A 14,640-nucleotide genomic window follows, 5' to 3' on the forward strand; every position below is an offset into this window, starting at 1 on the left:
CGTTGCCGGTTTATCGGCCGAACGTCCGATTCCTTGCCGCTTCCTTGCCGCGGGCCCGACCGGCGCCGGAGGTGGATAGGGTTTGCCTGTGTCGAAGCGTCCGTTGAGCTTGGTCGTCGCCGCGGCGATCGTCGCCCTCGAAGGGCTCGTCGCGCTGGGTCTCGGCGTGTACGTCGCCGTGGAGACCCTGGTGGGCAGGCCCGACGACCTGACGAGCGCGCTGGCCGAGGCCGCGTTCGGCCTGCTGGTCGGCGCCGGGCTGCTCTGGGTCGCCTGGGGCGGCCTGCTGAGGATGGAACGGTGGGGCCGCTCGCCCGCCGTGGTGGCCCAGATCTTCCTGCTGCCCGTCGCCTTCACCCTCGTGCGGTCGGGCCAGCCGCTGATCGGGGTCCCGGTCGGCGTGGCCGCGCTCGCGGCCCTGGTGGCGCTGCTCACGCGCGCCACCACCCGCGCGCTCTACGGCGACCAGGAGACCTGACCGGCCGGGGCTCGCCGGCCGGGTCAGTCCTCGGCGGTGAGGCCCTCGCGCAGCTGGGCGAGCGTGCGGGCCAGCAGCCGCGACACGTGCATCTGCGAGATGCCCAGCTCCGTCGCGATCTGCGACTGCGTCATGTTGCCGAAGAAGCGCAGCAGCAGGATGCGCTTCTCACGCGGCGGCAGCCGTTCGAGCAGCGGCTTGAGCGACTCGCGGTACTCCACGCCCTCCAGCGACTCGTCGACGATGCCGAGCGAGTCGGACACCGCGGGCGCGTCGTCGTCGCCCGAGTCGGGGGCGTCGAGCGAGACGGTGGAGTAGGCGTTGGCCGACTCCAGGCCCTCCAGCACCTCCTCCTCGGTCATCTTGAGGTAGGAGGCCAGCTCGGCCACGGTGGGGGCGCGGCCCTCGCGCTGCGACAGGTCGCTGATCGCCTTGGTGAGCGACAGCTTGAGCTCCTGGAGCCTGCGCGGCACCCGGACGGCCCAGCCCTTGTCGCGGAAGTGGCGCTTGATCTCGCCCACGATCGTGGGCGTGGCGTACGTGGAGAACTCGACGCCCCGGTTGAGGTCGAAGCGGTCGATGGACTTGATCAGGCCGATGGTGGCGACCTGGGTGAGGTCGTCGAGCCACTCGCCCCTGTTGCGGAAGCGGCGGGCCAGGTACTCCACCAGGGGGAGGTGGAGCTCCACCAGCTCGTCCCTGATGCGCTGGCGGCGTGGCTCCTCGGGACCCAGCTCGGCCAGCTCGGCGAAGAGCATGCGGGCGCGCACCCTGTCGGGCACGGCGTGTTCGCTGGTGGCCATGGCTCCAGTCCTTTCCGTCACGCCGGCCTCGCCGCGCCTCGGCGCTTACGCAGGACGATCGCCATGCGATCGGTGGAGTCGGTCACCGCGTCGACGTCGTCGGCCAAGGCGGTCAGCACCATCCAGGCGAAGTCGTCGCGCTTGGGCGCGGAACTGCCGACCGTCGCCACCTCGACCCTGACCTGCATCTCCTGCCCGGTCAGCTCGAACTCGGCCACCAGGTCGGTGCCGGGCACCGCCTCGCTCAGCAGCATCGCGCACGCCTCGTCCACGGCGATGCGGAGATCCTCGATCTCGTCCAGGGTGAAGTCAAGCCGCGCGGCCAGCCCGGCGGTAGCCGTACGCAGCACGGACAGGTAGGCGCTCGCGGCGGGGAGCCGGATGCTCACCACGTCGCGGATGCCGGCTTCGCCCCCCGCGCGCGTCTCGGTTTCCTCGGTCACGTTCCTCCTCGCGTTTCCAGCGCTGACTGCAACTTACCGCCCCTGAGAGGTGCTTGGCGGATTCAGACTCGCCCGCAACGGAAAAGGCTCTGTGCGGTCTGTGACCGCACAGAGCCGTTTGTGCCGGTTCAGGCGGCCTTGGTCTCCCAGAAGATCTTCGAAATCTCGTCGATCTTGCCCAGCAGCTCCTGCGCCTTGTCGACGTCGACGGTGCCCTTGGCGCCCGCCGCGCCCGCGAGCTTCGTGGCGTCCCAGAACAGCTGGTGGAGCTGGGGGTACTGCTCCAGGTGCGGCGGCTTGAAGTAGTCGGTCCAGAGCACCCAGAGGTGGTGCTTGACCAGCTCGGCGCGCTCCTCCTTGATGGTGAGCGCGCGGGCGCGGAAGACAGGGTCCTCGTTGGCCGCGTACTTCTCCATGATCGCCTTGACCGACTCGGCCTCGATGCGGGCCTGCGCGGGGTCGTAGACACCGCAGGGCAGGTCGCAGTGCGCCGAAGCGACATGCTTGGGTCGTAGCAGTCGTGCGAGCATCGGAAAGGTCCTTCCTTGATGCTGAATCAGCTTGGTCCACAACCGACCTTACTCGGGTCCGCACGCCCGCGAGGTAGGGGGTCACAGCCCATGAGAGTGCGTGTCGAAGGCGATTCGATGCGTCCGGCGCTGCTGCCGGGAGACTGGCTGCTCGTCCGCCGGGGGGCGGCCGTGCGGCCCGGCGACATCGTCGTGGCCAGGCTGCCCGGCGACCCCGGGCGGCTCATCGTGAAACGCGCGGGCTGGCACGGCGCCGACGGCTGGTGGCTGGAGAGCGACAACCAGCGCGCACCTGGCCGTCGCGACAGCTGGGACTTCGGCCCCGTCACCGACATCGTGGGCCGGGTCGTGCTGCGTTACTGGCCGCCGCGCAGGCGCGCCCGGTAGGCCCTGCCGGGTCACCGGCGGTCGCGGCCGGTCGCGGCCGGTCACCGGCGGGCGCGGACGGTCGTGGCGCTACCGGCCGTCGCGCAGGCGGGCGCGGGCCGGTCGTGGTGCTATCGGCCGTCGCGCAGGCGGGCGCGGTAGGCGGCCACGTTCGCGCGGCTGGCGCAGCGCGGCGAGCAGTAGCGGCGCGAACGGTTGGAGGAGGTGTCGAGGAAGGCGCGCCCGCAGCGGGGCTCCCGGCAGCGGCCGAGCCGGTCGGCGCCCAGCTCCGCCACCACGGCGGCCAGCCCCATGACGGCGCTGGCCGCGGCCTCCTCGTCGGCCGCCAGGTGCAGGTGCCAGCCCTGCCCGTCGTGCCTGGCCAGGCGCGGGCGCACCGGGTAGCGCGCCAGCAGGGCGTTCAGCCGGGCCGCGACGTCGTCGGGGTCGTCCCTGTCCGCCGCGTCGAAGACGGCGGACAGCTCCTCGCGCAGGCCGCGCAGCTCGGCGGGCGGGCCGGGATCGTTGACGAGGAGGACCGTCCACTCGGCGTAAGAGGTCAGGTCCACCCCCGACTACTACCACGCCCCGGTCAATCCTCCGGCCCCGGCTGTGCCCACGGCCCTGTCACCCCTCCGGCCCGGTCAATCCTCCGGCCGCAGCACCCTGGACAGGAAGGCGCGGGTGCGCTCGTGCTTCGGATCGCCGATCACCTGCGAGGGCGGGCCCTCCTCGACGACCACGCCGCCGTCCATGAAGACCACCCGGTCGGCGACCTCCCTGGCGAAGCCCATCTCGTGCGTCACCACGACCATCGTCATGCCGTCGAGCGCGAGCTCGCGCATCACGCCCAGCACCTCGCCGACCAGCTCGGGGTCGAGCGCGGACGTCGGCTCGTCGAAGAGCATCAGCTTGGGCTCCATGGCCAGCGCCCTGGCGATCGCCACGCGCTGCTGCTGGCCGCCCGACAGCTGCGAGGGGTAGGAGTCGCACCTGTCGCCCAGGCCCACCCGGGTCAGCAGCTCCCTGCCCCGCTCCATGGCCGACGCCTTGGCTTGCCGTTTCACCCTGATCGGCGCCTCGACGACGTTCTCCAGGGCCGTCATGTGCGGGAAGAGGTTGAAGCGCTGGAACACCATGCCGATGTCCCTGCGCTGCGCCGCGACCTCCTTCTCACGCAGCTCGTGGAGCTTGTCGCCGCGCTGGCGGTAGCCCATGAGCTGGCCGTTGACCCACAGCCGCCCGGCGTTGATCTTCTCCAGGTGGTTGAGGCAGCGCAGGAAGGTGGACTTGCCCGAGCCCGAGGGGCCGATGACGCAGACGACCTCGCCGTTGCGCACCTCCAGGTCGATGCCCTTCAGCACCTCCAGCTGGCCGAAGCTCTTCCACACCTGCTCGGCCTTGACCATCACCTCGCCCATGACCTCGCCCGTGACTTCGTCCATGACCTCGCTCACGGCGCGCCCCCGATCCTGGACATCCGCGCGCGGAGCCCCATCCTCGACTGCTGGGAGCCCCTCGCGTAGTGCCGCTCCAGGTAGTACTGGCCGACCATCATCAGCGACGACAGGATCAGGTACCAGATGCACACCATGACGAGCATCGGGATGACCTGGTACGTCGAGGCGTAGATGGTCTGCGCGGTGAAGGTCAGCTCCAGGTACGGCACCGCGGCCACCAGCGAGGTGTTCTTCAGCATCGAGATGGCCTCGTTGCCGGTGGGCGGCACGATGACGCGCATGGCCTGCGGCAGCACGACCCTGCGCATGGTCTGCATCCGGGTCATGCCGAGGGCCTGCGACGCCTCGTTCTGGCCGGGATCGACGGACAGGATGCCCGCCCTGATGATCTCGGCCATGTACGCGGCCTCGTTCAGCACCAGGCCGAGCGCCGCCGCCATGGCCGCGCTGTAGAGCGCGTTCGTCTGCGCGGTGACGAACTCGGGGCCGAACGGGATGCCGAGCCCGAGCTTGGGGAACAGGGCCCCGATGTTTCCCCAGATGAGGAGCTGGGTGTAGAGCGGCGTGCCGCGGAACACCCACAGGTAGAGCCAGGACGCGCCGCGCATCAGCGGGTTCGGCGACAGCCGCATCAGCGCGAGCACGATGCCGAACAGCACGCCGCCCACCATGGCGACCAGCGTCAGCCAGATGGTGTTGCGCACGCCGTTCAGCACGGGCGGCGAGAGGAAGTACTTCCACTGCTCCGCCCAGTTGTAGGCCGTGTTGGTGACGATGTTGTTCACCAGCATCGCGGCCAGCACGACGATGACCGCGGCCGCGACCCACCTGCCCGGGTGGCGGACGGGCACGGCCCGGATCAGACCGGGCCGGTTCCCCTGCTTCTCCGTCATGACGCGCCGTTGATCACCGGCTCGGTGATGGCGCCGTCGCCCACGCCGTACTTGTCGAGGATCGACTTGTACGTGCCGTCGGCGATGAGGGCCTTGAGCGCCCCCTGGACGGCCTCCTTCATCGTGCCGGAGTTCTTGCCGATGGCGTAGCCGTACGGCGCGGTGTCGTAGGCCGTGCCGAGGATCTCCAGCTTGTCGCCGGTCTGCTTGACCGCGTAGCCGATGATCGGCGAGTCGGCGAGCATGCCGTCGATCTTGCCGGACACCAGGTCGGCGTTGACCTCGGTCTGCTGCTTGCGCACGACGACGTCGATCTTGGGCTTGCCGGCGTCCTCGCACTTCTTGCTGCGGGCGTTGATGTCGTCGACCTGGACGGTGCCCTGCTGGACGCCGATCTTCTTGCCGCACGGCTCCTCGACGTTGAGCTGCTTCGGGTTGCCCTTCAGCGTGGCCCAGGAGGTGCCGGCCGAGTAGTACGTGACGAAGTCGACGACCTTCTCGCGCTCCTTGTTGTCGGTGAAGGACGACACGCCCATCTCGTACTTGCCCGACTGGATGCCGGGGATGATCGTGTCAAATCCCGCATTCTGGAACTCGGCGGTCAGGCCGAGCTTCTGCGCCACCGCCTTGGCCAGATCCACGTCCCAGCCGACGATCTGCTGCGTGGCCGGGTCGACCGACTCGTTCGGCGGGTACGACGCGTCCGTGCCGACGATCAACTTGCCGTCAGACTTGATCGCGTCGGGCACCTGGGCGGCCAGTGAGTTCTCCGGCGACGCGGGAGGCGCCGCCGCCGAGGGGGATGCGGTGGTGGTGTCGCCGCCGCACGCGCTGAGGGTCCAGACGGTGGTCAAAGCAAGCGCGCCGAGAGCGATCCGGCGATGGGTGGGCCAGAGGGCCATGGACGGCCTCCTTGAAGTCTTACGGCACGAAACGTTTGATTCGTGCAGTTTAAAGGGGTGGTGGCTGCGGGCCGTCATCTGGGATTTAACGATGCGTCAACAGAACGGAGTCGGGTCCGACACCGACCCGTCTCTCCATGCACCGTCTCACCATGTGGCACTATGGGGAGACGGGTGACCCCCGTAACCCCCCTCCCGGAACGATCGCGAGGGGAACATCTGGCAGCTACAGACGCCATCTCCTCTCGCGCCGTCCGCCGAAGGTCCTTCCGTTCATGACTACAGGGGTCGCTGTGGCTGCCACGCCCGCATCACCGTCCGCATCACCGTCGTCTCCGTCCCTCGAGACCCTCGACCTCGATCCCGCGTTCGCCCTCCACCGCGGCGGGAAGATCGAGATCCGCTCCACGATCCCCGTCCGCGACGCCGACGACCTGTCGCTGGCCTACACCCCCGGCGTGGCCAAGGTCTGCACCGCCATCGCCGAGACGCCCTCGCTGGTCAACGACTACACCTGGGTCTCCAACGTGGTCGCCGTCGTCTCCGACGGCACCGCCGTGCTCGGCCTCGGCGACATCGGCCCGGCCGCCGCCATGCCCGTCATGGAGGGCAAGGCGCTGCTGTTCAAGGAGTTCGGCGGCGTGGACGCCGTGCCCATCTGCCTCGACTGCACCGACGTCGACGCCCTCGTCGAGACCGTGGTCAGGCTCGCGCCGTCGTTCGGCGGCATCAACCTGGAGGACATCAGCGCGCCGCGCTGCTTCGAGGTCGAGGCGCGCCTGCGCGAGCTGCTCGACATCCCGGTCTTCCACGACGACCAGCACGGCACCGCCATCGTGGCGCTCGCCGCGCTGAAGAACGCCGCCCGCCTCACCGGCCGCTCCCTCGGCGACCTGCGCGCCGTCGTGGCCGGCGCGGGCGCCTCCGGCGTCGCCGTGAGCCGCATCCTCCTGGAGGCCGGCATCGGCGACATCGCCGTGGCCGACTCCAAGGGGATCATCCACGAGGGCCGCGACGGGCTCAACGACGTCAAGCGCGCACTCGCCCGCGACACCAACCGGGCCGGGCACAGCGGCTCCACCGAGCAGGCGCTCGCCGGCGCCGACGTGTTCGTGGGGCTCTCCGGCTCCACCGTGAGCGAGCAGGCCGTCGCCTCCATGGCGTCCGGCTCCATCGTCTTCGCGCTGTCCAACCCCAACCCAGAGATCGCCCCCGACGTCGCCGCCAGGCACGCCACGGTCGTCGCCACCGGACGCTCCGACTTCCCCAACCAGATCAACAACGTGCTGGCGTTCCCCGGCGTCTTCCGCGGCGCCCTCGACGTCAGGGCCACCGCCATCACCGAGAACATGAAGGTGGCCGCCGCCAACGCGCTCGCCGCCGTCGTCGGCGACGACCTCGCCGCCGACTACGTCATCCCGAGCCCGTTCGACCGGCGCGTGGCCCCTGCCGTCACAGCCGCCGTCGCCGACCAGGCCAGGGCCGACGGCGTCGCGCGCCGCTGAAGCCTCCGGCAGGCGGGGCCCCGGCGGGCCCCGCCTGCACCTTTTCCCGAGGTAGCCGGTGTTTTGCGCATGCATGGGCATCCCATGGGTATAAGCGGGATCTGCACGACCCGCCGCTGATGGAGCTCAGGTGAAGTCAGAGAACTGCCATGACGTATGTACGCAGCGTGCTATAACAAAGGCTCTCTGTAAGGAAGCGGGCGCCGGCTCCCGCGACGAGGAGAGCGATGGAACGCGAGCCGAACCGACTGCTACAGCAGCTCATCGCGGAGGCGGGCTTCTCCCACAAAGGACTTGCCAGGCGCCTCAACGACCTGGGCGCCGCACGAGGCACGCCCGGACTCAAATATGACCACAGCTCGGTGCTGCGCTGGATCGGTGGCCAGCGCCCGCGCGACCCCGTCCCCGGCCTCCTCACCGAGGTCTTCGCGCTGCGCCTGGGCAGACCGGTCACACCCGAGGACCTCGGCATGCCCGCCACCATCAGCCCCCTCGATCTCGGTCAGGAGTTCACGCACACGTGGCAGGAGGGGATCGCGACCGTGACGGCGCTGTGGCGGGCCGACGTGGAGCGGCGAAGGTTCCTCATCGACTCGACGTTCGCGATAGGGGCAGGCTCCGTGGGAGCGATGCGCTGGCTGACGTCCCCACCCGAAGGCCGGCCCACCGGCAGGGGCGCGCGCCGGGTCGGCACCGCCGACATCGCCGCGATCCACGAGGTCACCAGGTCCTTCGGCGAGCTCGACAACAGGTTCGGCAGCGGGCGGGTGCGCTCGTCGGTCGTCAAGTATCTCGACACCGCCGTCACGCCGCTGCTCAAGAACGGCTCCTACGGCGAGGCGACCGGCAGGAGCCTCGTCACCGCCGCCGCCGAGCTCACCAGGCTCGCCGGGTGGATGGCGTACGACATGGAGCAGCACGGCCTCGCCCAGCGCTACCTCATCCAGGCGCTGCGCCTGGCCAGGGGCGCCGACGACCACGCGCTCGGCGGCGAGATCCTCGCCGGCATGGCGCACCAGGCCGTCTACATGGGCCAGCACGCCCACGCCCTCGACCTGGCCAGAGCCGCGCAACTGTCCGCCGGCCGCGCCGGAGTGCACACCCTGCTCGCCTCGGCGCACGTCCTGGAGGCCCACGCCCACGCCGGGCTCGGCGACGCCCGCGCCTGCGCCGCCTCCCTGCACGCGGCCGAACTCGCCTTCGGCCGCCGCCGCCCCGGCGACGAACCCGACTGGCTCGGCTACTTCGACGAGGCGTACCTGGCGGCCAAGTTCGCCCACTGCTTCCGCGACCTGGGGGAGGGGCGGCACGCCGTCCTGCAGGCGCGCCGCTCCCTCGACATGGACCACCGGTACGTCCGCGGGCGCATGTTCAACCTGTCGCTGCTGTCGGCCGGGCTGCTGCAGTGCGGCGAGCTGGAGGAGGCCTGCGCCGTGGCGGGGCAGGCGCTGCGGCTCGGCGGGGAACTGCAGTCCGCCAGGACCCGCTCGTACGCGGCCGACCTGCGGCGACGGCTCGAACCGTACAAGGACGAACCGTGCGTGGCAGCCCTCCGCGAGAGCACCAGAGAACTCACCGCCGTCTGACGGACGCACCGGCACCCGGGGGACGTGTGGCCGTTTCAGCGAGAAGCGGAAGCGCCCAGGGGACATGCGGTCGTCTCCGCGGGAAGCGGAAGCGCCCGGGGACGTGCGGCCGTTTCCCTGGAAAGCGGAAGCGCCCGGGGGACGTGGCCGTTCCTGCGGAAAGCGAAGCGCCCGGGAGCCTGCACGGCTCCCGGGCGCTCGGCACCTCTCCTACTGGAGCAGCTCGCCGTTCGGGCCGACGATCTTCTTCGTCTCGGCGTAGCTCGCCTTGTCGTACACCGCGGCCGTCTCGCCGTCGAAGTACGCGGAGCTGATGTAGTCCACCCGGTCGTTGCCGTCCTGGTCGTGGAACATGCTGGTCACGCCGTTGACGTAGCCGGTGCGCTTGCCGTTGTCGTACCGCATGAGCCAGGGGCCGCCGTCGGCGCCGCCCGTCATGGAGCACTTCAGCACCTGGTGCTCCTCGACCCTGAACGTGTTGACCTGGTACGCCTTGTTGGCGGTGACGCCGGAGCACCACTTCGGCGTCACACCGGAGTAGGGCTTGTCACCGTCGGGGTGGCGGTCGGCGGGGTAACCGAACACGGTGACCTTCTGCCCGCGTGGCTGGTTCCACGCGAACCCCTGCCCACCCACGACATCCCCGAGCCGCCCGGTGTCCTTGGCGACGCCGATGTAGTAGTGGTCGCGGAAGTAGCGGACCGTCTTGCCCGCCTTGACCCACTGCTTCACGTAGTAGTGGGTCTCGTACCAGGCGGTCTCGGTGCCGTTCTTGTCCTTCTGGACGTCGAGCCAGCCCAGGAACTTGCCGTCGGCCTTCTCGGCCGCCAGCTTCTTGTACGCCTCCTGGCTGATCGGCGTCGGCCCGGACTGCTCGTACTGCTCGCCGTTCTTGTTGTCGGCCGTGGCCTTCGGCGCGGCCTCGTAGTCGGCCTTCGTCACCTCGACCTTGGTGAGGATCTTCTCGCCCGAGTAGTCGTGGCCCACCTTCTCAGGCGTGGCGTCGAAGTCCTTCGACCAGTACGGTCCCGCGGAGCCGTACTTGGCGAAGCCCGCGTCGTACTCGTCCTTCTTGATCTCTTCGTTCTTGACCCACTTGTCGCCCGCCCACTCGGCGAACTCGCCCTTCCCGACCTCCTTCTGGCCGACCAGGGAGAAGCCGTTGTGCACCGCGACGAAGGCGTAGTCGCCGTCGTAGTCGTCATAGACGTCGAGGTCGTAGGCGGTGAAGGCGTAGGCGCCGACGTACACGCCCCAGGGCGCCTTGCCCTGGTAGTAGCCGGGCACGAAGACCCACTTCTGGAAGACGTCCTTGCCGTTCTCGTAAACGCAGTGGCCGGCCGTCGCGACCAGGTTGCGGTGCCTGGACTGGATGGCGGTGGCCGAGCACCAGTTGTACCGGCCCTTGCTGTCGAGGAAGAAGACCTTGCCGATGGTCTTCGGCAGGTTGACGTTGCCCGACTTGGAGGCCTTGGGGGCGCCGGTCGGCGCGGTCATGCCGGGCTTGCCGTCGGGGACGTCCTTGCTCTGGGTGGCGACGACCTTGGTGACGTCCTTGGCGTCCCAGTGGTACTGGGCGGCCTTGCGGAGGGCGGCGCCGTTGGCGTCGAGCCAGAAGGCGGCGGCGCCGTACGCGTCGGCGGGCTTGGGCACCAGGTCGTCGGTGACCCACTGGGGGGCGGCGCCGGCGGGGACGGCGAGGGCGGCGGCGCTCAGGCCGGCGGCGGCGAGGGGGATGAGGAGGCGCTTCACAGGAGACTCCACAGAGTTAACAAAGAGGGGGTTAAGACCCTATCGGCGCAACGATCACGCTGGTACCGGCATCTGGAAATCTTGGAAAAGTCCCAGGAAAGGCCGAAGGGCCCGGCAGAAGCCGAGCCCTTCGGGTAATGCTGGGGTTCGAGCGGAGGTTTGGACCCTCAACCCGAGGTCATTCCCAAGATCAGCTGTCGCCCTTGGGGATGATGCTGCCGGACGCCATGTTCGCGGCGGCGGAGTACACCGCAGCGGTCTCACCGTCGAAGTACGGCGAGGACATGTAGTCCCAGCGGTCGTTGCTGTCCGTGTCGTACAGAACGCTGGTGACGCCGTTGACGTAGCCCATGCGCTTGGCGTTGCTGTACTTGAGGAGCCACGGGGCGCCGTTGTAGCCGCCGGTGACGGCGCACTTCAGCGACACGTGCTCCTCGATCTTCAGGCTGGCGACCTTGGTGGCCTTCGCACCGGTCTTGCCGTAGCACCACTTCGGCGTGACGCCGGAGTAGGGCTTCGAGCCGTCAGGGTGCTTGGCGTACGGGTAGCCGAAGGTGCGGACGATCTGGCCGGTCGGCTGGTTCCACGCGAAGCCCTGGCCACCGACGTTGTCGCCGAGCTTACCGACGTCCTTGATCTGGTGGACGACGATGTAGTACGCGCCGACCCAGTACACTTCCTTGGTGGTCGACTTGACCCACTTCTTGATGTAGTACTGCTGCTTGAACCAGCTGATCTCCTGACCAGCAGCGTTCTTCTCAGCCCAGAGCTTGCCGAGGTACTTGCCGTCGGCCTTCTCCGCGAGGAGCTTCTTGTACTCCTCCTGGCTGATCGCCATCTTGCTCGCGGCCGTGGGGCCCTCGAACTTGGCGTTGTTGTCCAGACCGGCGGGCGCCTTGTTGTAGTCGAACTCCGTGACCTCAACGGCGGTCAGCTTGACGCCGTCGATGCCGGTCGCGGTGTAGTACTTCAGGGCCTCCGCACCGGTGGTCACCGACGCGGGCTTGGCGACCGTCTCAGGAGAAGAGGTGATGCTCTCCTTCTGGAACGGGCCGTTCTCGCCGTACTTGGAGACACCGGCGGAGTACTCGTCCGCGGTGATCTCCTTCTTGTCGATGAACTTCTCGCCCTTGTAGGCGTCGTACTCGGTCTTGGTGACCTGCTTCGGCGCGTTGAGCACGCCGCCGACACCGTTGTACACGGTGACGAACGCGTAGTCGCGGTCGAAGTCCTCGTAGTTCGAGAAGTCGTAGTGGGTGAAGGCCTGCTTACCCACGTAGATGCCCCAAGGAGCCTTGCCCTGGTAGTAACCGGGCACGAACACCCAGCGGGACACGACCTCGTCGTTGCCGGCGATGTCGTAGACGCAGTGACCAGCCGTGGCAACCAGGTTGCGGTAGTTCGACTGGATCGAGGTGCCGGAGCACCAGTACAGCTTGCCGTCGCGACCCTCGAAGAAGACCTTACCGATGGACTTCGGCAGGTTCACGTTCTGGGACTTGACAGCGACCTTCTTCTCGGCGCCGATGGGCTCCTTCAGGCCGGGCTTGCCGTCAGCGACGTACCCGCCCTTCTGGACCACCTTCGGGACGTCCTTGTTGTCCCAGTAGTAGGCCGTCGCGCCCTTGAGGGCGGCGTAGTCCGACTTGGTCCAGAAGTCGAGGATCTCGGCGGCCTTCTGCTCGCTAGCGGCGAGAGCGGCGCCGTCGACGTCCGGGTCGGCCTGGGCGGCACCGGCGAGGCCGGCAGCCAGCAGACCAGTGGCGAGCAGGGCGCCACCGGCGGGGAGGAGGATGCGCTTCAAGGTAACTCCTTGCGCTGTCGTGGAACGCTTCTTGCGTCCCATGCGTCAGTAAAGGGATAGCCAGGAACATACAGTGTCGATCTTGAGAACCGGAAGCCGGTTTGAGAGGAAAAGATGCGACAAGGCGGGCGTTACCGTTCCGTGATGTTTAGACAGGCGAAGCGCGGGATCTAGAGAAGGTCGGCCTTGACGCCGTTTGGCCTGATCAACATAAGCCCGTTGTTAATGGGGCGAGCGGGGCGGAAGCGGCGCCGCCGATCGCCCGCCCGCGACAATGTGATGCAGATCACAGTCGCCGGATGGCACCGTCTGAGGCTCTCGTGCGTCCAAACGGCTTCACATTCGAATGGAATGCCGAAGGGCCCGGCGGAGCGCCGGGCCCTTCAGTTCACGCGGAGCGGTCGGATCAGACGAGCTTGCCGGACCACGAGTTCGCAGCGGCCTTGTAGACCACCGCGGTCTCACCGTCGAAGTACGGCGAGGAGATGTAGTCCACGCGGTTGTTGCCGTCCTGGTCGTTGAAGGTGCTCGTGACACCGTTCACGTAGCCGAGGCGCTTGGCGTTGCTGTACTTGAGGAGCCAGGGGCCGCCGTCGGCGCCCTCGGTCATCGCGCACTTGAGCGCGACGTGCTCCTCGATCTTCTTGGCGGCCGAACCCACCAGCTTCTTGGTGGTCTTGCCGTAGCACCACTTCGGCGTGATGCCGGTGTAGTTCTTGTGGCCGTCGGGGTGCGGCGCGGCCGGGTAGCCGAACACGCGCACGTACTTGCCGGTGGGCTGGTTCCAGGCGAAGCCCTGGCCGCCGACGTTGTCACCGAGGCGACCGGCGTCCTTGAGCTCGTTCACCACGATGTAGAAGGCGCCGACCCAGTAGACCTCCTTGGTCGTCGACTTCACCCACTTCTTGATGTAGTACTGCTGCTTGTACCAGGCGGTCTCGGCGCCGTTCTTGTCCTTGTCGGCCCAGAGCTTGCCGAGGAACTTGCCGTCGGCCTTCTCGGCCTGGAGCTTCTTGTACTCCTCCTGGCTGATCGCCATCTTGCTGGCGGTGGTGGGGCCGACGAACTTGGCGTTGTTGTCCAGGCCGTCGGGCGCCTTGTTGTAGTCGTACTCCGTGACCTCGGCGGCCGTCAGCTTCACGCCGTCGATGCCGGTCGCGGTGTAGTACTTCAGGGCGTCCTCGGCGGTCTTGACGGCCTCGGGCTTGCCGACCGTCTCAGGAGCGGAGGTCAGGCTCTCCTTCTGGAACGGGCCGTTCTCGCCGTACTTGGAGACGCCGGCGGAGTACTCCTCGGCCGTGATCTCCTTCTTGTCGACGAACTTCTCGCCGTTGTAGGCGTCGTACTCGCTCTTCGTGACCTGCTTCGGCTTGGCGAAGTTGCCCGTCACACCGTTGTAGACGGTGACGAACGCGTAGTCGCGGTCGTAGTCCTCGTAGACGTCGAAGTCGTAGTGCGTGAAGGCCTGCTTGCCGACGTAGATGCCCCACGGGGCCTTGCCCTGGTAGTAGCCGGGGACGAAGACCCACTTCGACATGACGTCAGAGTTGGCGCCCGTGTCGTACACGCAGTGGCCGGCCGTGGCGACCAGGTTGCGGTAGTTCGACTGGATCGAGGTGGCGGAGCACCACTTCTTCTCGCCCTTGCCGTTGACGAAGAACACCTTGCCGATGGTCTTCGGCATGTTGACGTTCTGCGACTTGGCGGAGGTCTTCTTCTCCTGGCCGATCGGGGGCGTCGTGCCGGGCTTGGTGTCGGCGCTGTAGCCGCCCTTGCTCTGCAGCTTGGAGACGTCGGCGTTGTCCCAGATGTTGGACTGGGTCGCGGCCTTCAGGGCAGCACCGTTGTTCTCGGCCCAGAACTGGGCGATGGCCTTGGCGTTGGCCGCGCTGGTCGCCATCGGGTCGGAGGCGACGTCGCTGTCGGCCGAGGCCGCACCGGCGAGGCCGGCGGCCAGCAGGCCGGTAGCCAGGAGGGCGCCACCGGCGGGGATGAGGATGCGCTTCAAGGGAACTGCTCCTTGCTCTGTCGTGGGTCGCAACATGCGTCCCATGCGTCAGTAAAGGGATAGCAAGGAACATAGCGAGCGATCTCCGCAGGTGAAACCCGAAGTGGGGC

14 protein-coding genes are annotated in these 14,640 nt (G+C 68.3%); 4 read left to right on the forward strand and 10 right to left on the reverse strand.

Features of this window, described 5'->3' with window-relative positions:
• The first annotated feature begins 88 nt into the window (after window positions 1-88).
• A complete protein-coding gene (locus tag BMX74_RS30715) occupies window positions 89-478 on the forward strand; it encodes a hypothetical protein (RefSeq protein WP_055505303.1) in 390 nt (129 codons plus the stop codon).
• 23 nt (window positions 479-501) lie between these two features.
• Here the strand turns inward: BMX74_RS30715 and BMX74_RS30720 are convergent, their stop codons facing one another.
• The 3 genes from BMX74_RS30720 to sodN form a co-directional block, all read right to left on the reverse strand.
• Window positions 502-1,281 (reverse strand): RNA polymerase sigma factor SigF, encoded by a 780-nt coding sequence (locus tag BMX74_RS30720; protein WP_176573444.1) that lies wholly within the window; start codon window positions 1,279-1,281, stop codon window positions 502-504.
• A gap of 17 nt (window positions 1,282-1,298) precedes the next feature.
• Window positions 1,299-1,724, reverse strand: a complete 426-nt coding sequence (locus BMX74_RS30725) for an ATP-binding protein (RefSeq protein ID WP_055505302.1) — start codon at window positions 1,722-1,724, stop codon at window positions 1,299-1,301.
• A gap of 128 nt (window positions 1,725-1,852) precedes the next feature.
• Complete coding sequence (gene sodN, locus BMX74_RS30730; protein WP_055505301.1) at window positions 1,853-2,254, reverse strand: superoxide dismutase, Ni; 402 nt, start codon at window positions 2,252-2,254, stop codon at window positions 1,853-1,855.
• A gap of 90 nt (window positions 2,255-2,344) precedes the next feature.
• Here sodN and BMX74_RS30735 point away from each other — a divergent pair, with 90 nt between their 5' ends.
• Complete coding sequence (locus tag BMX74_RS30735; protein ID WP_055505300.1) at window positions 2,345-2,641, forward strand: S24/S26 family peptidase; 297 nt, start codon at window positions 2,345-2,347, stop codon at window positions 2,639-2,641.
• A gap of 110 nt (window positions 2,642-2,751) precedes the next feature.
• Here the strand turns inward: BMX74_RS30735 and BMX74_RS30740 are convergent, their stop codons facing one another.
• From BMX74_RS30740 to BMX74_RS30755, 4 genes are all read right to left on the reverse strand, one after another.
• Window positions 2,752-3,189 carry a CGNR zinc finger domain-containing protein gene (locus BMX74_RS30740; protein WP_055505299.1) on the reverse strand — a complete coding sequence of 146 codons (438 nt, stop codon included), beginning with the start codon at window positions 3,187-3,189 and terminating at the stop codon, window positions 2,752-2,754.
• A 75-nt stretch (window positions 3,190-3,264) separates the two neighbouring features.
• Entirely contained in the window at window positions 3,265-4,065 is an 801-nt protein-coding gene (locus BMX74_RS30745; protein ID WP_305728676.1) for an amino acid ABC transporter ATP-binding protein, read from the reverse strand.
• Between the two features lie 8 nt (window positions 4,066-4,073).
• Window positions 4,074-4,973, reverse strand: coding sequence for an amino acid ABC transporter permease (locus tag BMX74_RS30750; protein WP_055505298.1), 900 nt, complete (start codon window positions 4,971-4,973; stop codon window positions 4,074-4,076).
• The gene (locus BMX74_RS30755; protein ID WP_055505297.1) at window positions 4,970-5,875 is read right to left on the reverse strand and encodes an ABC transporter substrate-binding protein; all 906 of its coding nucleotides are present in this window, start codon (window positions 5,873-5,875) and stop codon (window positions 4,970-4,972) included. The genes BMX74_RS30750 and BMX74_RS30755 overlap by 4 nt, the downstream gene beginning before the upstream one ends.
• A 293-nt stretch (window positions 5,876-6,168) precedes the next feature.
• Here BMX74_RS30755 and BMX74_RS30760 point away from each other — a divergent pair, with 293 nt between their 5' ends.
• The gene (locus BMX74_RS30760; RefSeq protein WP_055505296.1) at window positions 6,169-7,380 is read left to right on the forward strand and encodes an NAD(P)-dependent malic enzyme; all 1,212 of its coding nucleotides are present in this window, start codon (window positions 6,169-6,171) and stop codon (window positions 7,378-7,380) included.
• A gap of 227 nt (window positions 7,381-7,607) precedes the next feature.
• Complete coding sequence (locus BMX74_RS30765) at window positions 7,608-8,966, forward strand: NsdA family TPR-like regulatory protein (protein WP_091104123.1); 1,359 nt, start codon at window positions 7,608-7,610, stop codon at window positions 8,964-8,966.
• A gap of 210 nt (window positions 8,967-9,176) precedes the next feature.
• Here the strand turns inward: BMX74_RS30765 and BMX74_RS30770 are convergent, their stop codons facing one another.
• The 3 genes from BMX74_RS30770 to BMX74_RS30780 form a co-directional block, all read right to left on the reverse strand.
• Window positions 9,177-10,718 (reverse strand): trypsin-like serine peptidase, encoded by a 1,542-nt coding sequence (locus BMX74_RS30770; protein WP_091104124.1) that lies wholly within the window; start codon window positions 10,716-10,718, stop codon window positions 9,177-9,179.
• Window positions 10,719-10,908: 190 nt separating this feature from the next.
• On the reverse strand, window positions 10,909-12,522 hold the full coding sequence (locus BMX74_RS30775; protein WP_055505293.1) for a trypsin-like serine peptidase: 1,614 nt from the start codon (window positions 12,520-12,522) through the stop codon (window positions 10,909-10,911).
• 406 nt (window positions 12,523-12,928) lie between these two features.
• The gene (locus BMX74_RS30780; protein ID WP_091104126.1) at window positions 12,929-14,530 is read right to left on the reverse strand and encodes a trypsin-like serine peptidase; all 1,602 of its coding nucleotides are present in this window, start codon (window positions 14,528-14,530) and stop codon (window positions 12,929-12,931) included.
• Window positions 14,531-14,640 lie beyond the last annotated feature (110 nt).

It is taken from the genome of Nonomuraea pusilla (genome assembly GCF_900109355.1).
Taxonomy (GTDB): Bacteria; Actinomycetota; Actinomycetes; order Streptosporangiales; family Streptosporangiaceae; genus Nonomuraea; species Nonomuraea pusilla.

Coding starts and splice junctions, on each gene's coding strand:
- BMX74_RS30765 (WP_091104123.1), top strand. CDS start 7,608: ATGGAACGCGAGCCGAACCGACTGCTACAGCAGCTCATCGCGGAGGCG.
- BMX74_RS30720 (WP_176573444.1), bottom strand. CDS start 1,281: ATGGCCACCAGCGAACACGCCGTGCCCGACAGGGTGCGCGCCCGCATG.
- BMX74_RS30735 (WP_055505300.1), top strand. CDS start 2,345: ATGAGAGTGCGTGTCGAAGGCGATTCGATGCGTCCGGCGCTGCTGCCG.
- BMX74_RS30755 (WP_055505297.1), bottom strand. CDS start 5,875: ATGGCCCTCTGGCCCACCCATCGCCGGATCGCTCTCGGCGCGCTTGCT.
- sodN (WP_055505301.1), bottom strand. CDS start 2,254: ATGCTCGCACGACTGCTACGACCCAAGCATGTCGCTTCGGCGCACTGC.
- BMX74_RS30745 (WP_305728676.1), bottom strand. CDS start 4,065: ATGGACGAAGTCACGGGCGAGGTCATGGGCGAGGTGATGGTCAAGGCC.
- BMX74_RS30750 (WP_055505298.1), bottom strand. CDS start 4,973: ATGACGGAGAAGCAGGGGAACCGGCCCGGTCTGATCCGGGCCGTGCCC.